The 23,965-nt window shown below is 61.4% G+C and carries 18 protein-coding genes; 9 read left to right on the top strand and 9 right to left on the bottom strand.

Annotated features, from left to right (window positions below):
• Positions 1 to 17 precede the first annotated feature (17 nt).
• Together rnhA and PCLY_RS10090 are read right to left on the bottom strand one after the other, a co-directional pair.
• Positions 18 to 470: a ribonuclease HI gene (gene rnhA, locus PCLY_RS10095; protein WP_061239171.1), complete on the bottom strand. Its 453-nt coding sequence runs from the start codon at positions 468 to 470 to the stop codon at positions 18 to 20.
• Positions 471 to 512: 42 nt separating this feature from the next.
• Positions 513 to 1,271, bottom strand: a complete 759-nt coding sequence (locus PCLY_RS10090; RefSeq protein WP_061239170.1) for a class I SAM-dependent methyltransferase — start codon at positions 1,269 to 1,271, stop codon at positions 513 to 515.
• 72 nt (positions 1,272 to 1,343) lie between these two features.
• On the opposite strand from PCLY_RS10090, the gene gloB reads away from it, so the two are divergent.
• Entirely contained in the window at positions 1,344 to 2,117 is a 774-nt protein-coding gene (gene gloB / locus PCLY_RS10085) for a hydroxyacylglutathione hydrolase (protein ID WP_061239169.1), read from the top strand.
• 110 nt (positions 2,118 to 2,227) lie between these two features.
• Positions 2,228 to 3,802, top strand: a complete 1,575-nt coding sequence (locus tag PCLY_RS10080) for a lytic transglycosylase domain-containing protein (RefSeq protein WP_061239168.1) — start codon at positions 2,228 to 2,230, stop codon at positions 3,800 to 3,802.
• On the opposite strand, the gene PCLY_RS10075 is transcribed toward PCLY_RS10080, so the two are convergent.
• A complete protein-coding gene (locus PCLY_RS10075; RefSeq protein ID WP_394326850.1) occupies positions 3,803 to 5,245 on the bottom strand; it encodes an HDOD domain-containing protein in 1,443 nt (480 codons plus the stop codon).
• A gap of 148 nt (positions 5,246 to 5,393) precedes the next feature.
• Between PCLY_RS10075 and PCLY_RS10070 the strand changes: the two genes are divergently transcribed.
• The 7 genes from PCLY_RS10070 to PCLY_RS10040 all read left to right on the top strand — a co-directional run bounded on the left by PCLY_RS10070 (position 5,394) and on the right by PCLY_RS10040 (position 15,373).
• Positions 5,394 to 7,223, top strand: coding sequence for an extracellular solute-binding protein (locus PCLY_RS10070; RefSeq protein WP_061239167.1), 1,830 nt, complete (start codon positions 5,394 to 5,396; stop codon positions 7,221 to 7,223).
• Complete coding sequence (locus PCLY_RS10065; RefSeq protein ID WP_061239166.1) at positions 7,220 to 9,067, top strand: extracellular solute-binding protein; 1,848 nt, start codon at positions 7,220 to 7,222, stop codon at positions 9,065 to 9,067. Before PCLY_RS10070 ends, PCLY_RS10065 begins: the two co-directional genes overlap by 4 nt.
• 1 nt (position 9,068) lies before the next feature.
• Positions 9,069 to 10,142 carry a microcin C ABC transporter permease YejB gene (locus PCLY_RS10060; RefSeq protein ID WP_061239165.1) on the top strand — a complete coding sequence of 358 codons (1,074 nt, stop codon included), beginning with the start codon at positions 9,069 to 9,071 and terminating at the stop codon, positions 10,140 to 10,142.
• Between the two features lie 2 nt (positions 10,143 to 10,144).
• On the top strand, positions 10,145 to 11,164 hold the full coding sequence (locus PCLY_RS10055; protein ID WP_061239164.1) for an ABC transporter permease: 1,020 nt from the start codon (positions 10,145 to 10,147) through the stop codon (positions 11,162 to 11,164).
• 1 nt (position 11,165) lies between these two features.
• A complete protein-coding gene (locus PCLY_RS10050) occupies positions 11,166 to 12,779 on the top strand; it encodes an ABC transporter ATP-binding protein (protein ID WP_061239163.1) in 1,614 nt (537 codons plus the stop codon).
• Positions 12,780 to 12,807: 28 nt separating this feature from the next.
• Positions 12,808 to 13,602 carry an enoyl-ACP reductase FabI gene (gene fabI, locus PCLY_RS10045; RefSeq protein ID WP_061239162.1) on the top strand — a complete coding sequence of 265 codons (795 nt, stop codon included), beginning with the start codon at positions 12,808 to 12,810 and terminating at the stop codon, positions 13,600 to 13,602.
• A 226-nt stretch (positions 13,603 to 13,828) separates the two neighbouring features.
• Positions 13,829 to 15,373, top strand: coding sequence for a phospholipase D family protein (locus tag PCLY_RS10040; RefSeq protein WP_061239161.1), 1,545 nt, complete (start codon positions 13,829 to 13,831; stop codon positions 15,371 to 15,373).
• Between the two features lie 53 nt (positions 15,374 to 15,426).
• On the opposite strand, the gene PCLY_RS10035 is transcribed toward PCLY_RS10040, so the two are convergent.
• The 6 genes from PCLY_RS10035 to tig all read right to left on the bottom strand — a co-directional run bounded on the left by PCLY_RS10035 (position 15,427) and on the right by tig (position 23,858).
• Complete coding sequence (locus tag PCLY_RS10035; protein WP_061239160.1) at positions 15,427 to 17,274, bottom strand: SurA N-terminal domain-containing protein; 1,848 nt, start codon at positions 17,272 to 17,274, stop codon at positions 15,427 to 15,429.
• A gap of 196 nt (positions 17,275 to 17,470) precedes the next feature.
• Positions 17,471 to 17,743 (bottom strand): nucleoid-associated protein HU-beta, encoded by a 273-nt coding sequence (gene hupB / locus PCLY_RS10030; protein WP_003239952.1) that lies wholly within the window; start codon positions 17,741 to 17,743, stop codon positions 17,471 to 17,473.
• Between the two features lie 135 nt (positions 17,744 to 17,878).
• On the bottom strand, positions 17,879 to 20,275 hold the full coding sequence (lon, locus tag PCLY_RS10025) for an endopeptidase La (RefSeq protein WP_061239159.1): 2,397 nt from the start codon (positions 20,273 to 20,275) through the stop codon (positions 17,879 to 17,881).
• Positions 20,276 to 20,424: 149 nt separating this feature from the next.
• Complete coding sequence (gene clpX, locus PCLY_RS10020) at positions 20,425 to 21,705, bottom strand: ATP-dependent Clp protease ATP-binding subunit ClpX (RefSeq protein ID WP_061239158.1); 1,281 nt, start codon at positions 21,703 to 21,705, stop codon at positions 20,425 to 20,427.
• A 106-nt stretch (positions 21,706 to 21,811) separates the two neighbouring features.
• A complete protein-coding gene (clpP, locus tag PCLY_RS10015) occupies positions 21,812 to 22,453 on the bottom strand; it encodes an ATP-dependent Clp endopeptidase proteolytic subunit ClpP (protein WP_061239157.1) in 642 nt (213 codons plus the stop codon).
• A 94-nt stretch (positions 22,454 to 22,547) separates the two neighbouring features.
• A complete protein-coding gene (gene tig, locus PCLY_RS10010) occupies positions 22,548 to 23,858 on the bottom strand; it encodes a trigger factor (protein ID WP_061239156.1) in 1,311 nt (436 codons plus the stop codon).
• Positions 23,859 to 23,965 lie beyond the last annotated feature (107 nt).

Here is a 23,965-nt window from a genome sequence, read left to right as displayed (position 1 = left end):
AGCTCGCGCGCCACGGCTCAACGCGCCGAGCGCACCTCGTCGACCCCTCGATTGGCCAACTGGTCGGCTCGCTCGTTGCCAGGATGTCCGGTATGCCCGCGCACCCACTGCCAGCTCACCTGATGACGATTGACTTCCTCATCCAGCTTCTGCCAGAGGTCGGCATTCTTCACCGGCTCTTTAGAAGCCGTTTTCCAGCCGCGCTTCTTCCAGTTCGGCAGCCATTCCTGGATGCCCTTCATTACATATTGCGAGTCGGTCACCAGCTTGACCGTACAAGGCCGCGTCAGTGCGATCAGGCCGGCAATCGCGGCCATCAGCTCCATCCGGTTGTTGGTGGTGTTGGGGTCGCCGCCCCAGAGTTCCTTTTCCACGCCCTTGTAGACCAGCAGCGCGCCCCAGCCACCAGGACCAGGATTGCCTTTGCAGGCGCCGTCGGTGTAGATCACCACATCATCGGTTTCGGACATTCATAAGCTCTGAACAGAATTGACTAACCGGGAACATGGCCCTCAGTTATCGAGATCACGCCGGCTGACCTTGGCCACCGGCATCGGCAGCAGCTTGCCCATCGGCTCACGGCGCGATTGCCGCAGCGGGCGCAAACCGACTACCAGCTTGCGCGCCACCAGCAGGTAAAAACCGGCGCCCGGCAGCTGCCAGGCGTCGCCCCAGCGCTCCATTCGGCGCAGACGCATTTGCCAGGCCAGCGACGCGAGCGGCGGACGATAGCACCCGAACCGGCGTTTCTCCAACGCAAAGCCCAGCAGGCTGAGCCAGTCCGTGACACGGCTCGGGGCAATACAGCGCGCCTTGGCCAGACCATCCTGGGCGAACAGGCGACGTACGCCCCAGGTACTCCAGGGATGAATCCCCAGAATCAACAGATGCCCGCCAGGCCTTACGCTGCGCGCCGCCTCACGCAACAGGCCATGGGGCGACAGACTGAAATCCAGGCCATGCTGCAACACCACAACGTCGGCGGCGTGCTCACCCAGTGGCCAAGATTGCTCCTCGCAGACGATCTGCACACCGGGCATTGGCGCGCCGAGGCGCACGTTGTGTTGGATCTGCCCGGCCTTGGGCGGCCCTTCGGCACCGGGCCCGTAGCTCACCAGATAGCCGCCAAAAAAACGCGCCAGCTCTTCCTCCAGCAAGCGCCGCTCCTCTTCCAGCAACAGCTGCCCGAGCGGCCCGGCCAGCCATTGGCGCGCCTCACCCACAAGCTTGAGCCACTCAGGATCGGCCTGGGCGAATGCCTGATCAGTCATCGCTGCCTCCACATGACAGGTTCCGCATGTCGTGTCTAAGATGCACCTTTATCACCCGCTTAGCGACCCGCAATGATCCAGATCGACGCGCTACCTGCCTTCAATGACAACTATATCTGGCTGCTGCAAGACGCCCGCAGCAGGCGCTGCGCGGTGGTCGATCCCGGTGATGCGGCGCCCGTCCTGGCCTGGCTGCAAGCCCATCCTGACTGGACGCTCAGTGATATCTTGATCACTCATCACCACTTCGATCACGTCGGCGGCGTCGAAGCGCTGAAAAAAGCCAGCGGCGCACGTGTCGCCGGCCCGGCGACGGAAAAGATTCCGGCGCGCGACATCGCCCTGAACGATGACGACGAGATCGAAGTACTGGGTCTGCGCTTCAAGGTCATGGCCGTGCCTGGTCACACCCTCGGCCATATCGCCTTCTACCATGCTGAGCAGAACCTGCTGTTCTGCGGCGACACCCTGTTCGCAGGCGGCTGCGGTCGCCTGTTCGAGGGGACCCCGCAACAGATGCATCGATCCCTGAGCCGCCTGGCGGCCCTGCCCGCTCGCACGCGGGTGTATTGCACCCATGAATACACCTTGAGCAATCTGCGCTTTGCCCATGCCGTGGAGCCAGACAACCAGCAGCTGAACGAGCGCCTGGCCGAAGTGACCCGCTGGCGCGAAGAAGGGCGTATCAGCCTGCCGTCGACCATCGAACTGGAGCTGGCCACCAACCCCTTCCTGCGCGCCAGCGAGCCGTCGATCGTCGCTGCGACCGAGGGACGCGACGACCGGCAATCGTGCGAGCCAAGCGCCGTATTCGCTAGTCTGCGTGCCTGGAAAGACACTTTTTAGCGGCTGAGGAAAAGGTCGACAGGCCCGCAAAAAACTGGCGAAAACTTGACCACCCCCGGCCCGGTTCCTAGAATCGCCCGATCTTTTCGCCGGGACATACACCTCACCCAATGCCTTCAACATCACGCAAGCCATTGAATATAAAGGCATTGGCGCGAGGCGCTCGAACGCTCGCGGTGATGTGCAGCATGATCCTGGCCGGCTGTCAGAGCCTCCCCAGCGACACCCCGGATCAGGCGACCGACACCTCGCGCGCGGTCGGCCTGGAGCGTGAGCCCGAGTGGCTCAGCAACCCAACCAAGCCACGTGAATACAGCGATATCTGGGAACGGGTGCGCGACGGTTTCAAGCTGCAGGATGAAATCGGCATCAACCCGCGTATCGAGCGCGTGCGCCTCTGGTACGCCAGCAATCCCAAACACGTCAACACCGTCAGCGAACGCAGCGCACCTTATATCCACTACATCGTCGAGCGCCTGGCCGAGCGCGACATGCCAATGGAGCTGGCGCTGCTGCCGGTCATCGAAAGTGCCTACGACCCACAGGCTTATTCGTCGGCGCATGCCGTCGGTCTCTGGCAGTTCATCCCGTCCACCGGCCGCCATTACAACCTGCGTCAGACCAACTGGTACGACGGCCGCCGTGACGTCACCGCGTCGACTCAGGCGGCACTCAACTACCTGAGCCGCCTGCACGAGATGTTCAATGGCGACTGGCTGCTCGCCCTGGCCGCGTACAACGCAGGCGAAGGCCGCGTCAGCCGCGCCATCGAGCGCAACGAGAAGCTCGGCCTGCCCAGCGACTACTGGAACCTGTCGCTGCCCAAGGAAACCGAAGACTACGTGCCCAAACTGCTGGCGCTGTCGCAGGTCATCCTGACCCCGGAAGCCTACGGCGTAAACCTGGCGCCGATCGCCGACGCACCCTACTTCGAACAGATCGCCATCAAGCAGCACATGGACCTGTCCCGCGTGGCCAAGCTGGCCGACCTGGACGAAGAGGAACTGCTGCAACTGAACCCCGCCTACAAGCGCGGCATCACCCTGGATGGCCCGCAGCACCTGCTGGTACCGACCGACAAGGCGGAAATGCTCAGCGCCAACCTGGCCCTGATGAAGCCACAGGAGCTGGTCGACTGGCAGACCTACACCGTACGCTCCGGCGACAGCCTGCATGCCATTGCCAATCGCAATCACCTGACCGTCAGCATGCTCAAGGACGTCAACCGCCTGAGCAGCAACAACCTGAGCATCGGCCAGGAGCTGACCATTCCGGGCAAACCCGGCGCCCAGCCGAGCGAGCCGCTGTATCAACAGCGTAACGTCGCCCAGAGCACGAGCAGGCGCACCTATCAGGTGAAGAACGGCGACAGCCTGTGGCAGATCGCTCGCGCCAACCAGGTTGCGGTGCATGACCTGAAGCGCTGGAACAAGCTGCAAGGCAATCAGCTGAAAGTCGGCCAGGTGCTCAGTCTGGCGGCGGCAGATAACGGCGCGCAGGTCGCCAGCAACACTCGCAGCAGCTCGCGCGCGCACGACAAGGCCACCTACTACCGCGTGCAGCACGGCGATTCGCTGTACGTGATCGCCAAGCGCTTCAAGATCGACCTCAAGCGCCTGCAAGCCTGGAATCCGCGCACCGAAACCCTGCGCCCAGGCGAAATGCTGACCCTCTACCTGCCCTGATCAGCGCTTGCTGATCGCTTCCAGGCAGCGGCCGGTCAGTTGCGTGAAGCGCTGAAACGCCACGAACTGCTCATGCCGTAGCGCTCGCCCGGACAATCGACTATCGGCATAGAGCACCCCGATCTCCCGCGTACCGGCGAGGATCGGTGCGATGAAGAACATGCCGCCGCCGAGGCTGCGTCGAATTGGCTGGGTCACCAGCTCGGCCAGGTTGTAGCTGGCGGGCACGCCCATCCAGATCGCCTCACGATGGCGCAACGCATAACTGAAGATATGCGGCTGCTCCGCCTGTTCGGCCGGCAGCACGAAGTCCTCCAGCCAGTGCTGAGTCTTCTCACCTATTACCCGCTTGGCGCGAAAGCGGCTTTGCCCATCGGCCAGCACCGTGAGCATCACCCGCTCCAGGCCGGCGCCGCGGTGCAGACCTTGCAACAGGGTATCGAGCACCAAACCGACGTCGCCTCTGGCACTAACCATCAACCCGAGATCCTGCAGGGCCTGCTGCATCACCAGCAGATCCGGCTGCAACAACTGCGCGCGGCGCGCCTCCTGCTGTTGACGAATATGCTCGGGGTCAGTGCTGGGGATCAGCTTGCAAAGCTTGCTGGCACCGAAGGTCGAGGCGACCTTGACCGCCTCGTCTGCGCTGGCCAACACCTGCTGCAGGGCTTCTTCCGGCGCCAGACCGATAAAGGCGGCCACCTTGCCCATAGCACTGTCCATCTCCGCGCAGTCCCAGCCTTCGAGCGCTGCCTCGCTGATGCGCACTCCCAGCTGTACCGCATAAGCCGCCGGATCATGAGGGCTGGCGCCGGCCTGTGCCAGGCTGGCGGTCTCACCCAGACTCCAGCTTTTCAGCAGTGCCTGGGTCAGTTGCCGGAAGCTGGTACCGAGTATTTCGCGCACGGCCTCATCGGCATCGACACCCGGGCGCTCAAGAGCAGCGGCCAGCTCGTCGGCCTGCGCCCCGCCACAGCCCCAGAACGCGAGCTCGCCCAGGTGATGCAGCAACGCCGCGATGAACACCTCTTCGGCATGCCCGGCAATCACATAGCTGGCCATGTTGCGTGCCTGCACGGCAGCGTGAAAGGAACGCGCGAGCAGCGTCTGCAGTTGTTCACGTGGCGCGCGGGTAAGCAAACCGTCGATCAGACTGACGGAAAGACAGATCAGCCGAACGTTGTCGAAACCGATCAGCACGATGGCCCGCGAAATGGTCTTGATGGCTTCTTGCGAGGGGTTGTAATAAACGCTGTTGGCCACCCGCAGCACCTTGGAGGTCAGCGCGGCATCACGCAGTAACACATCGGCCAGTTGCTGTACCGAGGCAGACTCCTGCTGCGCCAGGCGCTGTAGATCCTGTACCACCGAGGCCAGCGCGGGCAGTTCGGCTTGGTTGAAGCGATCAATCCATGACTGCAGACCATGGCTATGTTCCGACAAAGTTCGTGCCCTCGTGACGTCTGCTGCAAGTGTATGCCAAAGCGTCACGGGCGACCGCCCGCCACGGCACTCTTTTTCCTGCCGATACAAGCTGTTACTGTACCGCCCCAGAAGCCCAAACGCCGCCATGGATCGGATCTCACGCCCGATGCGTCCCCTCCTACTGCTGTTCCTCAGCCTGGCCTTGAGCTTTCCCGCCTCTGCGACTATCAGCGAGAGCCACGGCTACGCCCAGTTCGGGACACTCAAGTACCCCGCCAGCTTCAGTCATTTCGACTGGGTCAACCCCGATGCGCCCAAAGGTGGCACGTTGCGCATCATGGCGTCCGGCACATTCGATACGCTCAACCCCTACACCTTCAAGGGCAGCAGTCCGATCAGCACAGCGCACTTCCTGCAATATGGCGCCAACGAGCTGAACGAACCCCTGATGGTCGGCACCGGCGCCTATGACCCTTCGGGTGATGAGCCGGCTTCGAGCTACGGCCTGATCGCCAAAAGCGTCGAATACAGCGAGGACCGCAGCTGGGTGGTGTTCAACCTGCGACCGGAAGCACGCTTTCACGACGGCAAACCCATCACAGCCTACGACGTGGCGTTTTCCTATCGCCTGCTACGCAGTGACGGCCACCCGCAATACCGCACCAACCTGCAGGAAGTGAAGCGCGTCGACATTCTTGGCCGTCATCGCATCCGCTTCGTCTTCAAGCGCGCCGGCAACCCGCTGCTGATCCTGCGCCTGGGTGAACTACCGGTGTTGCCGCAGCACTACTGGAAGGACCGCGACTTCAAGAGCACCACCTTCGATGCGCCACTGGGCAGCGGGCCCTATCGCATCGTCCAGGTGGTGCCGGGCCGCCGCCTGGTGTTCGAACGGGTGAAGGACTGGTGGGGCAAGGACCTGCCGGTCAATCGCGGCAAGTACAACTTCGACCGTATCGAAGTGGAGTTCTACCGCGACAACCATGTCGCCTTCGAAGCCTTCAAGGCCGGCGAATTCGATTTCTACATCGAGAATCAGGCAAAGAACTGGAGCAACGGTTATCGCTTTCCGGCCGTGACCCGTGGTGACGTGGTTCGCGCCGAGATACCGCACCAGATCCCGACCCAGACCCAGGCGCTGTTCATGAACACGCGCCGTGAGATATTCAGCGACCGCAGGGTGCGCGAAGCGCTGGGGATGATGTTCGATTTCGAGTGGACCAATCGCACCCTGTTCAACAACGCCTACATGCGCGCCGCCAGCTATTACCCCAACAGCGAGTTCTCGGCCACCGGCAAGCCCGAGGGTGCGGAATGGCTGCTGCTGTCACCGCACCGCGACAAACTGCCCGCGCGCCTGTTCACCGAGGCGCCGAAGCAGCCGGTAACCGATGGGCGCGGCATCCCGCGGGAAACCTTGCGTCGCGCCCTCGGTCTATTGGCCGAAGCCGGCTGGAAACCCGTCGGCCAGGAACTGCGCAATGCCCGAGGCCAACGTCTCGAATTCGAGATCATGCTGGTCAACCCCAGCCTCGAACGCATTCTCCAGCCCTATACCGCCAACCTTGCCAGCATCGGCATACAGGCCAACCTGCGCACCGTCGACCGCGCCCAGTACAAGCAACGCCTCGACCAGTTCGACTACGACATGATTTTGCTGACCCTGCCGCAAACCCTCAGTCCGGGCCTGGAGCAATCGCTGTATTTCCATTCCAGTCAGGTTAACGTCAAGGGCGGCAAGAACTACGCAGGCGTCAACGATCCGGTGGTCGACGAAATGATCGACAAGCTGCTCTCGGCGCAGACCCGCGACGAGCAGATCGCCGCCGCTCGCGCCCTCGACCGGGTCCTGCTCTGGCAGCACTACAGCATTCCCAACTGGTACATCAACTATCACCGCCTGGCGTACCGCAACCGGTTCGCCTTCGTCACCACGCCGCCCTACACGCTGGGCCTGCGCACCTGGTGGCTGAAGCCAACGGAGAACCCTCGATGACCCACCCGCTGCGCAGTTTCCTGCTTCACGGTAGCAGCCTCATTCTGCTCGGCCTCGCCGGCCTGGCCTTCGCCGCCCCCAAGCACGCCGTCACGCTCTATGACGAGCCGCCCAAATACCCCGCCAATTTCACCCACTTCGAATACACCAACCCCGACGCGCCCAAGGGCGGCACCTTCCGCGAAGCCGGCTTCGGTGGCTTCGACAGCCTCAACCCGTTCATCAGCAAAGGCGTGTCCGCCGACGAGATCAACCTGATCTACGACACCCTGGCCGTACAGAGCATGGATGAGCCCTTCACCGCCTATGGTCTGGTAGCCGAGAAGATCGAGAAGGCGCCCGACAATGCCTGGGTGCGCTTTCTGATTCGCAAGGAGGCGCGCTTTCACGACGGCACGCCGATCACCGCCGAAGACGTGAAATTCACCTTCGATACGCTGATGGAAAAAGGCGCGCCGATGTATCGTGGCTACTACGCCGACGTCGCCCAGGTGGAAGTGGAGTCGCCACGCAGCGTGCGCTTCGTGTTCAAGCATGCCGGCAATCGCGAGTTACCGCTGATCGTCGGCCAACTACCGATTCTGCCCAAACACTGGTGGGCCGAGCGCGACTTCAGCAAGAGCAACCTGGATGTGCCGCTGGGCAGTGGTCCGTACAAGGTCGGTCGCGTCCAGCCCGGCCGCAGCATCCGCTACGAGCGGGTCAAGGACTGGTGGGCCAAGGACTTGCCGGTGAGCCGTGGCTTCTACAACTTCGACACCATCCAGATCGACTACTACCGCGACAACACCGTGGCCCTGGAGGCGCTCAAGGCAGGCCAGTTCGACTACTGGCTGGAAACCAGCGCGAAGAACTGGGCCACTGCCTACAACACCCCGGCGGTCGCCAATGGCCAGCTGATCAAGGAAGAAATCCAGAACCGCAACCCGACAGGGATGCAGGGCTTCATCTTCAACACCCGCCGCCCTCAGTTCCAGGATCGCCGCGTGCGTGAGGCGCTGGGCCTGCTGTTCGACTTCGAATGGGCCAACAAGCGCCTGTTCAACGGCGCCTACATCCGCACCCGCAGCTACTTCGACAACTCCGAACTGGGCTCGCGGGGGCTGCCTGGCGAAGACGAACTGGCGATCCTCGAACCGCTGCGCGGCAAGGTTCCAGCCGAAGTGTTCAACGAAGAATTCCGCGTGCCGGTCACCGACGGCAGCGGCATCATCCGCGAACAGCAGCGCCGCGCCTATCAGTTGCTGCAGCAGGCCGGCTGGCGCATCGATGGCGATCACATGCTCGACGCCAATGGCCAGCCGGTCAGTTTCGAATTCCTGCTCGCGCAGACCGAGTTCGAGCGCGTGCTGCTGCCCTTCAAGCGCAACCTGGCCGACCTCGGCATCGAGATGGTGATCCGCCGGGTCGACGTTTCGCAGTACATCAACCGCCTGCGCTCGCGTGATTTCGACATGATCGTCGGCGGTTTCGGCCAGTCCAACTCGCCGGGCAACGAACAGCGTGAATACTGGCACTCCTCCAGCGCCGACAACCCGGGCAGCCGTAACTACATCGGCCTGAAAGACCCGGCCATCGACCAACTGGTCGAAGGGCTGATCAACGCCGACTCGCGGCAGAACCTGATCGCCCACACCCGGTCGCTGGATCGCGCATTGCTGTGGGGCTACTACGTGATCCCCAACTGGCATATCAAGACCTGGCGTGTTGCCTACTGGAACCGCTTCGAGCATCCGAAGGTGACGCCGCTCTACGACATCGGCCTGCACACCTGGTGGGTACGCCCAGGCCTGGAGCAGCCAAACGAGGCCCAGCAACCAGCCGCAGAACAGGCGGAGCAATAACATGCTGGCCTATATCTTGCGCCGCCTGCTGCTGATCATCCCGACCCTGTTCGGCATTCTGGTGATCAACTTCATCATCATCCAGGCCGCGCCTGGCGGCCCGGTCGAGCAGATGATCGCCAAGCTGGAGGGCTTCGAGGGCGCCACCAGCCGCATCGCCGGTGGTGGCGCCGAGGTCTCGGTGGCCGGCTCCAACTATCGCGGCGCCCAGGGCCTCGACCCGCAGCTGATCAAGGAAATCGAGAAGATGTACGGCTTCGACAAGTCGGCGCCGGAACGTTTCTGGATCATGCTCAAGAACTACGCGCAACTGGATTTCGGCTCCAGTTTCTTCCGCGATGCGCAGGTCATCGACCTGATCATCGAAAAGATGCCGGTCTCGATCTCGCTTGGCCTGTGGAGCACCCTGATCATGTATCTGGTCTCCATCCCCCTGGGCATCGCCAAGGCCACCCGCCATGGCAGTGCCTTCGATGTCTGGACCAGTTCAGCGATCATCATCGGCTACGCCATTCCGGCCTTCCTCTTCGCCATCCTGCTCATCGTGTTGTTCGCCGGTGGCAGCTACTGGGACTGGTTCCCGCTGCGCGGGCTGACCTCGAACAACTTCGAACAACTCAGCCTAGGCGGCAAGATTCTCGATTATTTCTGGCACCTGGTGCTGCCAGTCACTGCGCTGGTGATCGGCAACTTCGCCACCCTTACCCTGCTGACCAAGAACAGCTTCCTCGACGAGATCAACAAACAGTATGTGGTGACCGCCCGCGCCAAGGGCCTGACCAATCACCGCGTGCTTTACGGTCATGTGTTCCGCAACGCCATGCTGCTGATCATCGCCGGCTTCCCCGCCGCCTTCATCGGCATCTTCTTCACCGGCTCCCTGCTGATCGAGGTGATCTTCTCCCTCGACGGCCTGGGCCTGATGAGCTTCGAGGCGGCGATCAACCGCGACTATCCGGTGGTGTTCGGCACCCTGTTCATCTTCACCTTGCTGGGGCTGGTCGTGAAATTGATCGGTGACATTACCTACACCCTGGTCGATCCTCGCATCGACTTCGAAAGCAGGGAGGGCTGAGCATGAAACTCTCCCCCCTCAACCGACGCCGCCTCGACCGCTTCAAGGCGCACAAACGCGGCTGGTGGTCACTATGGCTGTTCCTCCTGCTGTTCGGCCTGAGCCTGGGCGCCGAACTGATCGCCAACGACAAGCCACTGGCCGTGCGTTACGACGGGCAATGGTATTTCCCGGTGCTCAAGCGCTACCCGGAAACCGTGTTCGGCGGCGAATTTCCGCTGCAAGCCAACTACAAGAGCCCATACATCCAGGACCTGATCGCGGCAAAGGACGGCAAGATGATCTGGCCGCCGATCCCCTTCAGCTACTCCAGCATCAACTACGATCTGGAAGTCCCGGCCCCCGCACCACCTTCGGCGCAGAACTGGCTGGGCACCGACGACCAGGGCCGTGACGTGCTGGCACGGGTGATCTATGGCTTCCGCATCTCGGTGCTGTTCGCCCTGATCCTGACCCTGGCCAGCTCGGTGATCGGCGTGATCGCCGGTGCACTGCAAGGTTTCTACGGCGGCTGGGTCGACCTGCTCGGCCAGCGCTTCCTGGAAATCTGGTCGGGCCTACCAGTGCTCTACCTGCTGATCATCCTCGCCAGCTTCGTGCAACCGAACTTCTGGTGGCTGCTGGGCATCATGCTGCTGTTTTCCTGGATGAGTCTGGTCGACGTGGTGCGCGCTGAATTCCTTCGTGGCCGCAACCTCGAGTACGTGCGGGCGGCTCGGGCGCTGGGCATGGGCAACGGGGCGATCATGTTCCGTCATATCCTGCCCAATGCCATGGTCTCGACCATGACCTTCATGCCCTTCATCCTCACCGGTGCCATCGGCACCCTGACCGCTCTGGACTTCCTCGGCTTCGGCCTGCCGCCCGGCGCGCCGTCGCTCGGCGAGCTAGTCGCGCAGGGCAAGAGCAACCTGCAGGCGCCCTGGCTGGGCATCAGCGCATTCGCCGTGCTGGCGATCATGCTGAGCCTGCTGGTATTCATCGGCGAAGCCGCCCGCGATGCCTTCGACCCGAGGAAATGACATGAGCCAGAACGAAACCCTGCTGCAAGTTCGCGACCTGGCCGTCGAGTTCGTCATGGGCCAGCAGTGCCAGCGCGTGGTCGACGGCGTCAGCTTCGACATTCACAAAGGCGAAACCCTGGCCCTGGTTGGCGAGAGCGGCTCGGGCAAATCGGTCACGGCGCACTCGATCCTGCGCCTGCTGCCCTACCCGCTCGCCCGCCATCCGCATGGCAGCATCGACTACGCCGGCGAGGACCTGCTCAAGCTCGGCGAAGGCCGTCTGCGCGGCATTCGTGGCAATCGCATCGCCATGGTCTTCCAGGAGCCGATGACCTCGCTCAACCCCTTGCACAGTATCGAGAAGCAGATCAACGAGGTGCTCGCCCTGCACAAGGGGCTGCGCGGCAAGGCCGCCAGCGCGCGCACCCTGGAGCTGCTGGAGCTGGTCGGCATCCCCGAACCGAAGAAGCGCCTGAAGGCCTACCCCCATGAGTTGTCCGGTGGCCAGCGTCAGCGCGTGATGATCGCCATGGCCCTGGCCAACGAGCCGCAACTGCTGATCGCCGACGAACCCACCACTGCGCTGGACGTCACCGTACAGCTGAAAATCCTCGAATTGCTCAAGGATCTGCAGGCGCGCCTGGGCATGTCGCTGCTGCTGATCAGCCACGATCTCAACCTGGTTCGCAGAATTGCCCATCGCGTATGTGTCATGCAGCGCGGTCGCGTCGTCGAACAGGCGTCGTGTGAAGAATTGTTCCAGGCTCCGCAGCATCCCTACACCAAGGAACTGCTCGGTGCCGAACCCAGCGGCGACCCTGCGGCCAACCCCGTGGGCCAGCCGTTGCTGGAAGTGGACGACCTGCGCGTATGGTTCCCGATCAAGAAGGGCCTGCTGCGCCGGACGGTGGATCATGTCAAAGCGGTGGACGGCATCAACTTCAGCCTGCCTCAGGGCCAGACCCTGGGCATCGTCGGCGAAAGTGGTTCCGGTAAATCCACGCTGGGCATGGCCATTCTGCGGCTGCTCGCCAGCCGCGGTGATATCCGCTTCCAGGGCCAGCAGCTGCAGGGCCTCAGCCAGCAGGAAGTACGCCCGCTGCGGCGGCAGATGCAGGTGGTGTTTCAGGACCCCTTCGGCAGCCTGAGCCCACGCATGTCGGTGAGCCAGATCGTCGGTGAAGGTCTGCGCATTCACGGTATGGGCAACGAGGCGGAGCAGGAACAAGCCATCATCGACGCGCTTTTGGAGGTAGGGCTGGATCCGCAAACGCGGCATCGCTACCCCCACGAGTTTTCTGGCGGGCAACGGCAGCGGATTGCCATTGCCCGGGCACTGGTGTTGAAACCGGCGCTGATCCTGCTGGACGAGCCCACTTCGGCGCTCGACCGCACGGTGCAGCGTCAGGTGGTGGAGTTGTTGCGCGGCTTGCAGGCCAAGTACAACCTGACCTATCTGTTTATCAGCCATGATCTGGCGGTAGTCAGAGCGCTGAGCCACCAGTTGATGGTGGTCAAGCAGGGCCAGGTGGTCGAACAGGGGTCTGCCGAGTCGATCTTCAACGCACCGCAACACCCTTATACGCAGCAGTTGCTGGACGCCGCTTTTCTGGCCCCGGCAACGGCTCACTGATCCTTGAAACAGGAAGAGGAATAGCACAATGGGTTTTCTAACCGGTAAGCGCGTACTCATCGTTGGCGTTGCCAGCAAACTGTCCATCGCCTCGGGCATCGCCGCGGCCATGCACCGCGAAGGTGCCGAGCTGGCTTTCACCTACCAGAACGAGAAGCTCAAGGGCCGCGTAGAAGACTTCGCTGCCGGCTGGGGCTCCAACGCCGACCTGTGCTTCCCTTGTGACGTCGCCAACGACGAAGAAATCGCCTCGGTATTCGAAGCGCTGAGCAAGAAATGGGACGGCCTGGACTGCATCGTCCACTCGGTCGGCTTCGCTCCGGGCGACCAGCTCAACGGCGACTTCACCGACGTCACCACCCGTGAAGGCTTCAAGATCGCCCACGACATCAGCGCCTACAGCTTCGTCGCACTGGCCAAGGCCGGCCGCGAGATGATGAAAGGCCGCAACGGCAGCCTGCTCACCCTCTCCTACCTGGGCGCCGAGCGCACCATGCCCAACTACAACGTCATGGGCATGGCCAAGGCCAGCCTGGAGGCCGGCGTTCGCTACCTGGCCGGCAGCCTCGGCCCGGAAGGCACCCGCGTCAACGCCATTTCCGCCGGCCCGATCCGCACCCTGGCCGCCAGCGGCATCGCCAGCTTCCGCAAGATGCTGGCCGCCAACGAGAAGCAGACTCCGCTGCGCCGCAACGTCACCATCGAGGAAGTCGGCAACGCCGGTGCCTTCCTGTGCTCCGACCTCGCTTCGGGCATCAGCGGTGAAATCATGTACGTCGACGGCGGCTTCAACACCACCGCCATGGGTGCCATGGAAGACTGATCGGCAGTCGCCTGGCATCTAATCGGCCAGAACCTCTGCCAAACGGCGCCCGCGCCAAAACGAAAACGCCGCAGCCCCCACCGGACTGCGGCGTTTTCGTTTCCGGCAAACCTTGCCAGAGCCGATCCTGAACGTATCCAGCGCCTTTCGCCCCATCCTCAATCAACACAGGCACGCATCGAGGTTGGCGTTGTCCTAGCTTGGAAGCCTAGACAGAGATGAGTCGATGGTCCCGACAAGCCTGTGGCGAACCTGCCTGATCACCGCGCTATGCAGCCTGGTCACAGGCTGTGCGCTACCGGCACTGGATGGCCGCAGCGAGAGCCACGCCTTCACCCAGGCCGAAACAGCCGATACCACGCTGGGACAGGCGCTGAGCGGTGAGCGAGACGCTCATCCCGGCCTGTCCGGCATCCTGACGCTGGCGGATGCTCACGACGCCTTCGCGGCGCGCATGCTCCTGGTCGAGGCGGCGGAGCGTAGTCTCGACGTGCAGTACTACATCTGGCGCGACGACATAACCGGCACCCTGTTGCTCGACGCCTTGCTCAGAGCGGCCGAGCGCGGCGTACGCGTCCGCCTGTTGCTCGATGACAATGGCATCACCGGACTCGACAAGATCCTGAGCACCCTCGATCAGCCCCCCAACATCGAAGTACGCCTGTTCAACCCCTTCTCCCTGCGCCAGGCCAAGATACTGGGCTACCTGATCCATTTCCCTCGTGCCAACCGACGCATGCACAACAAGTCACTTACCGTCGACAACCAGGCCACCATCATCGGCGGGCGCAACATCGGCGACGAGTACTTCGATGCCAGTGAGGGCGTGCTTTTCGCCGACCTCGATGCGCTGGCCATCGGACCGGTCGTAGCCGACACCTCAGCCGATTTCGATCGTTACTGGGCCAGCGAGTCCAGCTACCCGCTGGAGTTGATCGTGCCGCGCACGCAGAGCACCCCACTGCGTTTGCACAATGTCGCGGCAGACCTTTCCCGGACACCTGCCGCCAGCGGCTATGTGAAGGCCCTGCGCGAGAGCGACTTCATTGCCCGCTTGCTGGACAGGAACCTGAGTTTCCAATGGAGCAAGACCACACTGGTCAGTGACGACCCTGCCAAGGGCCTTGGCGAGGCCAGTGACGGCGAGCTTTTGATCAGCGATCTGGCGAACATGCTCGACACCCCCACGTCACGGGTCGACCTGGTCTCCCCCTACTTCGTCCCCACGCAAAGCGGTGTCGACATGTTCACCGCCATGGTGCAGCGCGGCGTGCAAGTGCGCATTCTTACCAATGCCCTGGAGGCAACGGACGTGACGCCCGTCCATGCCGGCTACGCCAAGTACCGTCGCGCCCTGCTGGAAGGCGGCGTCAAACTCTATGAAATGCGCCTGGGTGCAGACGACCAGCATCGGGAGAAGGCCGGTCCATTCGGCAGCTCCGGCTCCAGCCTGCATGCGAAGACCTTCGCCCTGGATGATCAGCGCGTCTTCATCGGCTCATTCAACTTCGACCCTCGCTCGGCCCGCCTCAACACGGAGATGGGCTTCATCATCGAAAGCCCACCCTTGGCAGCAGCCATTGGCCAGGCATTCGAAAGCGATATCCCGGCCAACGCCTACGAACTGGGCCTGGACGAAAACGGCCAGATCTACTGGCTTGAGCGGGTAAATGGCGAGCAACGCCGGCTGGACAGCGAGCCCGGCGCGGGCCTGCTGAAGAAACTGGGCATCCGCCTGCTGTCTTGGCTGCCTATCGAATGGCTGTTATGAGCGCAAACGAAAAAGCCCCGCACTAGGCGGGGCTTTTTCATAGGCAACAGCGATCAGAATCGCTCGATGTCGGCCCTGGCTTCAAGCTGCTTGCGCAGCGCCGCGAAGTCCTGTTGCCCCTCGCGCGAGGCCAGGAAGTTGCGGTACATGGCAAGCTCTTCGTCTGCCAGTGCCTGTTCCGGTACGTTCACACCATCGAGGCGCAGCACGACGTAGTCACCATTGTTCAGCGTCACGCCGGCAAAGGTCGGCTCACCCGCCTTGGCTGGCTTGGGCATGCGGAACAGCGCCTGCAGCACCTTCGGCTCTATGCCGTCCTGGCTGCGCGTGGCGGCTTCCTGAACCTGCCAATCACCGCCTGTCACTTCACCAGCCTCGGCAGCAGCCAACTGCTTCTCGCCCTCAGCCTTGGCAGCAGCGGCGGCGCGCTCCTGCTGCAGATGAGCGCGAATGCTCGCGGCAACTTGCTCCAGCGGCAGTTGCTCGGGCTTGTTGTGCTCTTTCACGCGCACGACAACCACGGTGCTCGGATCCAGCTCGATGGTCGGGCTGTTGGTGCCGTCCTCCAGAACCTCAGGGCTGAATGCAGCCTGCAGCACCTGACGGTTGGCGGTAATACCCGTTGCACCACCCTCACGACCGAAAGGTTCGCTGGTCTTGAGTTCGAGCCCCAGTTCCTGAGCCGGCTGCGCCAGGTCCGATGCTTCGAACGCGGCGTCTTCCAGTTGCTTGGTCGCCTCGACGAAACGCTGCTCGACCTGCTGCGCCTTGAAGTCACGCGCCAGCTTGTCCTTGAGGCTGTCGAAGCTGGGCACTTCAGGCGACTGAACGCCGAGCAGCTTGATCAGGTGCCAGCCGAACTCGCTCTTCACCGGCTCGGATACCTGGCCCTGCTGCAGCGCGTAGAGCGCCTTTTCGAAGGCCGGATCGTATACACCCGGACCGGCATAACCCAAGTCGCCGCCATCGGCAGCCGACCCCGGATCCTGCGAGAATTCCTTGGCCAGTGCGGCGAAGTCTTCACCTGCATCCACACGCGCCTTGATTTCTTTGATCTTGGTGCGGGCCGCTTCGTCATCGCCTTCGATCAGGATGTGTGCAGCCTGACGCTGCTCAGCCAGGTTGGCGATTTCGCTTTCGTACAACGGCTTGAGGTCTTCGTCGCTGACTTCGATCTGATCGAAGAAGCTGTCCTTGTCCAGCTCGACATACTCCAGCACCACTTGCTCGGGGCTCATGAATTCGCCGGCATGCTCGTCGTAATAGGCTTTGACGTCGCTATCGCTCAGCTCGATCGCAGCACCGTCGGCCTTGATGGTGTGGCTGGCGAAGTCACGGGTCTGGCGCTCCAGATTGGCGAACGCACGCGCCTCCTGCTCAGTAACGAAGCTACTGGCACCGATACCGGCACGCAGCTGCCCGATCAGCATTTCCTCTTCCAGCATCTGACGGAACTGCAGGCGGGTATAGCCCATCTGGCGAATGACCTGGTCGAAGCGCGCACTATCGAAGCGGCCATCTACCTGAAATTCGGGGGTTTGCAGAATCACCTGATCCAGCGATCCCTGCGAAAAGGCGAAATGAGCGTCGCCAGCTGCCTGCAGCAGCAGCTTGCGCTCGATCAGCCCCTTGAGCGAAGCCTCACGCAGCAGCTTGTCATCGAGCAGAGAGGCATCGAAATCACGGCCCAGTTGCTGCAGCAGCTGACGGCGCTGCATTTCAACAGCCTGGCTGAGCTCGTTGAGGGTAATGGTGTCACCGTTCACGTCGGCCGCGTTGTTGCGGTTGCTGGTGCCCGTGACGATGGCTTCGAAACCAGTAAAGGCCATCAGCATGACGATGAGGCCGATGATGATTTTGGCAATCCAACCGCGTGAATTGTCCCTGATGTTTTGCAGCATGCTTCCCCCAGAACGACTGTACAGAGTCACCAGCCGCGCAGTGTGGGTAATATGTCCAGATAGAAGAAAGGCGCATCCTTGGATGCGCCTTCTCGTAACGCGTTAAGCGGTCAGTGCAGAAGAGTCTAGGACTACCTGCTCTGCCTCCTAACAGCCGCCAGACAGAGCCTGACAGCGAGGCAAACCCGGAAGACGCTTAGTTGACGGCGTCTTTCAGAGCCTTGCCAGCTTTGAAACCTGGGATCTTGGCAGCAGCGATGCTGATCGGCTTGCCGGTCTGCGGGTTGCGGCCAGTGCGAGCAGCACGCTCTTTGACAGCGAAGGTGCCGAAGCCAACCAGTACGACGGAATCACCAGCCTTCAGAGCGCCAGTGACGGATTCAATCACTGCATCCAGCGCGCGGCCAGCAACAGCTTTCGGGATATCAGCAGATGCAGCGATGGCATCGATCAGTTCCGACTTGTTCACTCTAAGTCCCCTTATTTCTGTTGAGTTTGTTTCTTGATTTTTAGTGTAAGCAAAGCGGGTGCTGGATGGCCTGCTGACACAATAAGAGCCGCTTTATAACAAGGGCTCAAAAATTGTGTCAAGGAAGCCCCCCTGCTAATGCGTGCTGATTCGCTCCTTGGAATCAGACTCGCGCTTGTCATCCGTTGCAACCATCTCGGGAGCCGCATCGGGCAAGGGCTCCGGGGCGTATTGCAGCGCAATTTGCAGGACCTCGTCAATCCATTTAACCGGTTTAATCTGCAGGTCTTGTTTAATATTTTCCGGAATTTCTTTCAGATCACGCACATTTTCTTCGGGAATGATCACAGTCTTGATCCCACCCCGATGCGCAGCCAGAAGTTTTTCCTTCAGACCGCCGATGGCCAACACCTGACCTCGCAGGGTGATTTCCCCGGTCATGGCCACATCCGCCCGCACCGGAATCTGGGTCAGTGCCGACACCAGTGCCGTGCACAAACCGATGCCCGCACTCGGGCCATCCTTGGGTGTAGCACCCTCGGGCATATGGATGTGAACGTCGCGCTTCTCGTTGAAATCAGCGGGAATCCCCAGGCTTTTGGCACGACTGCGCACCACCGTCATGGCTGCCGTCATGGACTCTGCCATCACATCACCCAGCGAGCCGGTCTTGATCAGCACGCCCTTGCCGGGCACCACGGCAGTCTCGATGGTCAAAAGCTCGCCGCCCACCTGAGTCCAGGCCAGACCGGTCACCTGACCAATCTGATCCTGCTGCTCGGCCAGGCCGTAGCGATGCTTGCGCACGCCCAGGAAGTGCTCCAGCGAATCGGCAGTCACCACCACCTGGAAGCGCTTCTCGGTGATGTGCTCCTTGACCGCCTTGCGGCAGACCTTGGCAATCTGACGCTCCAGGCTGCGCACGCCGGCTTCGCGGGTGTAGTAGCGGATGATGTCGCGAATCGCGGCCTCTTCGAACTCCACCTCGCCTTTCTTCAGGCCATTGGCCTTGATCTGCTTGGGCGCCAGATACTTGATGGCGATATTGACCTTCTCGTCCTCGGTGTAGCCCGGCAGACGGATGATTTCCATCCGATCCAGCAGCGGACCGGGGATGTTCATCGAGTTGGCAGTGCACAGGAACATCACGTCCGACAGGTCATAATCGACCTCCAGATAGTGATCGTTGAAGTTGTGGTTCTGCTCCGGGTCGAGCACCTCGAGCAAAGCAGACGCAGGGTCGCCGCGCATGTCCTGGCCCATCTTGTCGATCTCGTCGAGCAGGAACAGCGGGTTGCGCACACCAACCTTGGTCATTTTTTGAATCAAACGCCCCGGCATCGAGCCGATGTAGGTGCGGCGGTGACCTCGAATCTCGGCCTCGTCACGCACGCCACCCAAGGCCATGCGCACGAACTTGCGGTTGGTGGCGGTGGCGATGGATTCGGCCAACGAGGTCTTGCCCACGCCGGGTGGGCCAACCAGGCACAGCACCGGCCCCTTGAGTTTCTTCACCCGTTTCTGCACGGCGAGATACTCGAGGATGCGCTCCTTGACCTCTTCCAGACCGTAATGGTCGGCATCGAGGATGCTCTCGGCGCGCACCAGATCCAGGCGAACCTTGCTCTCGGCCTTCCACGGCACGTTCACCAGCCAGTCAATGTAGGAGCGCACCACGGTGGCTTCGGCCGACATCGGCGACATCTGCTTGAGCTTGTTCAGCTCGGCATTGGCCTTGGTCAGCGCTTCCTTGGACAGACCGGCGTTATCGATGCGCTTGCGCAGCTCATCGAGCTCATTGTGGCCTTCATCGATATCGCCCAGCTCTTTCTGAATGGCCTTCATCTGCTCATTCAGGTAGTACTCACGCTGGCTGCGCTCCATCTGCTTCTTCACGCGGCCACGGATACGCTTCTCGACCTGCAGCAGGTCGATCTCGGCATCCAGCAGCGCCAGTACGTGCTCGACGCGAGCGGACAGCGCGGTGATCTCGAGGATTTCCTGCTTCTGCTCGATCTTCAGCGCCATGTGCGCGGCCATGGTATCGACCAGGCGACTGGGCTCATCGATGCTGTTGAGCGAGGACAGCACTTCGGCCGGCACCTTCTTGCCCAACTGCACGTATTGTTCGAACTGACTGAGCAGGCTGCGAGTGAAGACCTCCGACTCGCGCTCGGCGGTCTCGCCCTCCTCGATCAGCTGCACTTCAGCCCGGCAATGATCATCGAGTTCGATAAAACGCTCGATAGAGCCGCGCTGCTCACCCTCGACCAGCACCTTGACGGTGCCGTCGGGCAACTTGAGCAGTTGCAGGACAGTGGCAACGGTGCCAACGCGATACAGATCCTGATCATCCGGATCATCGACGGCCGGGTTCTTCTGGGCCACCAGCAGAATCTGCTTGTCGCCCGTCATCGCGGCCTCAAGGGCCTCGATGGATTTCTCACGCCCGACGAAAAGCGGGATGACCATGTGCGGATAGACCACTACATCGCGCAATGGCAGGAGAGGCAATTCGATGGTTGTCTTCATGATTTCGGCTCAGCAGCGGCCCAAGGGCCGTAAACAGGCGGGATTACCCTTGGCTTTTAAGATGGGGGTAGCTCCCACAAAAAACAAGCGCAATGTCCAGAAAAGCGAAGGGGCCCAAAGGGCCCCTTCTTTGCATCGTGTAACAGCCGTCAGGCGTCTGGCGCGGCCTTCGCCGGCGGCTCGCTGTTCTCGTAGATCAACAGCGGCTTGGACGATCCCTCGATGACGCTCTCGTCGATCACCACCTTGCTCACGTCCTGCTGGGACGGGATCTCGTACATGGTGTCGAGCAGAATGCCCTCGAGGATCGAACGCAGACCACGCGCGCCGGTCTTGCGCTCCAGCGCCTTCTGCGCCACGGACTTCAGCGCATCGGAGCGGAACTCCAGATCCACGCCTTCCATCTCGAACAGCTTGGCGTACTGCTTGGTCAGCGCATTCTTCGGCTCGGTAAGGATCTGCACCAGCGCAGCCTCGTCCAGCTCTTCCAGGGTCGCGATCACCGGCAGGCGACCGACGAATTCCGGAATCAGGCCGAACTTGACCAGATCGTCCGGCTCGACCTCACGCAGAGACTCGCCGATTTTCTTGCCTTCCTGCTTGCTGCGCACTTCCGCACCGAAACCGATGCCACCCTTGGTGGAGCGCGCCTGAATGACCTTCTCCAGACCGGCGAACGCACCGCCGCAGATGAACAGGATATTGCGCGTATCGACCTGCAGGAACTCCTGCTGCGGATGCTTGCGCCCGCCCTGCGGCGGAACCGAGGCGACCGTGCCTTCGATCAGTTTCAGCAACGCCTGCTGTACGCCCTCGCCCGACACGTCACGAGTGATCGACGGGTTGTCCGACTTGCGCGAGATCTTGTCGATCTCGTCGATGTAGACGATACCCATCTGGGCCTTCTCGACATCGTAATCGCACTTCTGCAGCAGTTTCTGAATGATGTTCTCGACGTCCTCACCCACGTAACCGGCTTCGGTCAGGGTGGTGGCATCGGCGATGGTGAACGGTACGTTGAGCAGACGCGCCAGCGTTTCGGCGAGCAGGGTCTTGCCGGAACCGGTCGGACCGATCAGCAGGATATTGCTCTTGCCCAGTTCGACATCGTCTTTTTTCTCACGCTGGTTCAGACGCTTGTAGTGGTTGTACACCGCTACCGACAGCACCTTTTTGGCGCGCTCCTGACCAATCACATACTGATCGAGGATGGAGCTGATTTCCTTGGGTGCCGGGAGTTTGTGCGCGCTGCTCTCGGCCTGTGCTTCCTGCACCTCCTCGCGGATGATGTCATTGCACAGGTCGACGCATTCGTCGCAGATGAAGACGGAAGGACCGGCGATCAACTTGCGCACTTCATGCTGGCTTTTGCCGCAGAAGGAGCAATAAAGCAGTTTGCCGTTGTCCTCACCGTTACGGGTATCAGTCATTCGATCAATCCAATACGGTAGGCTTGAAACACAAGATGAAGGCAAATGCGGGCATTTTCAAGGGCGCAGGTCGCGTCATTGCCAATGCCCGTAGCCGGCGCCTCATCTAGACCGGCATTTGACGCTTTTCATGAACAGCATCGACGAGACCATATTCCACGGCGCGCGACGCACTCATGAAGTTGTCGCGGTTGGTATCACGCTCGATGGTTTCCAGGCTTTGCCCGGTGTGCTCAGCCAGCAACTCGTTCAGACGCTCGCGAATGAAGAGAATTTCCTTGGCATGGATCTCGATATCCGAGGCCTGGCCCTGGAAGCCGCCCAGCGGCTGGTGAATCATCACGCGCGAGTTCGGCAGGCAGAAACGCTTACCCTTGGCGCCACCGGCCAGCAGGAATGCACCCATGCTGCAGGCTTGACCGATGCAGGTGGTGGACACGTCGGCCTTGATGAACTGCATGGTGTCGTAGATCGCCATACCGGCCGTCACCGAACCACCCGGCGAGTTGATGTACAGGTGAATGTCCTTGTCCGGGTTTTCTGCTTCCAGGAACAGCAACTGGGCGCAGATCAGGTTGGCCATGTAGTCCTCGACCTGGCCGACCAGAAAGATCACGCGCTCTTTGAGCAGGCGCGAATAGATGTCGTAGGCACGCTCGCCACGAGCGGATTGCTCGATGACCATCGGCACCAGGCCGCCAGCGGCCTGGATTTCAGGCATGTTTTGCATAAAAGGATTGCGGGACATGTCTTGCGCTCACTCCCTAATAGTCATGTCTCAAATACACATAAGCCAGCACGGAGGCTGGCTTATGGTGGTGTACTCGAACGAGGTTACGAGATCAGTCGGCTTTAGGAGCTTCCGCCGGCTTGACTGCGTCTTCGTAGGAAACCGCTTTATCGGTCACGTTGGCCTTCTGCAGAACAGTATCTACAACTTGCTCTTCCAGTACAACCGAACGTACTTCGTTCATTTGCTGGTCGTTCTTGTAGTACCAGGCAACCACTTGCTCGGGCTCTTGATAGGCCGAAGCCATCTCTTCGATCAGCTCACGCACGCGGGCTTCGTCCGGCTTCAGCTCGAACTGCTTGACCACTTCGGCGACGATCAGGCCCAGCACGACACGGCGCTTGGCTTGCTCTTCGAACAGCTCGGCCGGCAGTTGGTCAGGCTTGATGTTGCCACCGAACTGCTGAACGGCTTGCACGCGCAGGCGATCAACTTCATTGCCGATCAGCGCCTTCGGCACCTCGACCGGGTTGGCAGCCAGCAGGCCGTCCATTACCTGGTTCTTGACCTTGGACTTGATGGCCTGGCGCAGTTCGCGCTCCATGTTCTTGCGGACTTCGGCGCGGAAACCTTCCAGACCGCCTTCCTTGATACCGAACAGGGCGAAGAATTCGTCGTTCAGCTCAGGCAGTTGCGGGGCGGAAACCTCGTTCACGGTAACGGTGAACTCGGCGGTCTTGCCGGCCAGATCGAGGTTCTGGTAATCCTCGGGGAAAGTCGGGTTGATCACGCGCTCTTCACCAGCCTTGGCACCAACCAGGGCATCTTCGAAGCCCGGAATCATGCGGCCAGAGCCCAGCACCAGCTGAGTACCCTTGGCGCTGCCGCCAGCGAAGGCTTCGCCGTCGATCTTGCCAACGAAGTCGATGTTCAGCTGGTCACCGCTCTCGGCAGCACGTTCAACAGCTTCGAAGCGGGTATTCTGCTTACGCAGAATGTCCAGCATGTTATCGACGTCGCTATCAACCACGTCAGCCTGCAGGCGCTCGATGGAAATGCCGTCCAGGCCAGTGACCTCAAACTCCGGGAACACTTCGAAAGTGGCCACGTATTCCAGTGCCTGGCCCTTCTCGAAGGACTTCGGCTCAACCGACGGAGCGCCGGCCGGGTTCAGCTTCTGCTCGACCACGGCTTCGTAGAAGGTAGCCTGGATCAGGTCGCCCAGGGCTTCCTGACGAGCGGCGTCTTCGTAACGCTGACGGATAACGCTCATCGGCACCTTGCCAGGACGGAAGCCAGGAACCTTGGCGCGACGGGCAGTCTGTTGCAGACGCTTGTTGACTTCAGTCTCGATGCGCTCGACGGGTACGCCGACGGTCATGCGACGCTCAAGAGCAGAAGTGCTTTCAACAGAAACTTGCATGGATATTCCTCGTTGCACAGACATAAGCCGGCTCGAACCGGCCCCGAATCAAGGCCAAGCATTCTAGAGGGTCAATATGAAGAAGTCACCCTAGAAGCAGGCGGCAA

The sequence above is a fragment of the Ectopseudomonas composti genome (assembly GCF_001567565.1).
GTDB lineage: Bacteria > Pseudomonadota > Gammaproteobacteria > Pseudomonadales > Pseudomonadaceae > Aquipseudomonas > Aquipseudomonas composti_A.
The sequence above is the reverse complement of the archived record's forward strand: the minus strand, read 5'-3'. Positions and strand labels throughout refer to the sequence as shown.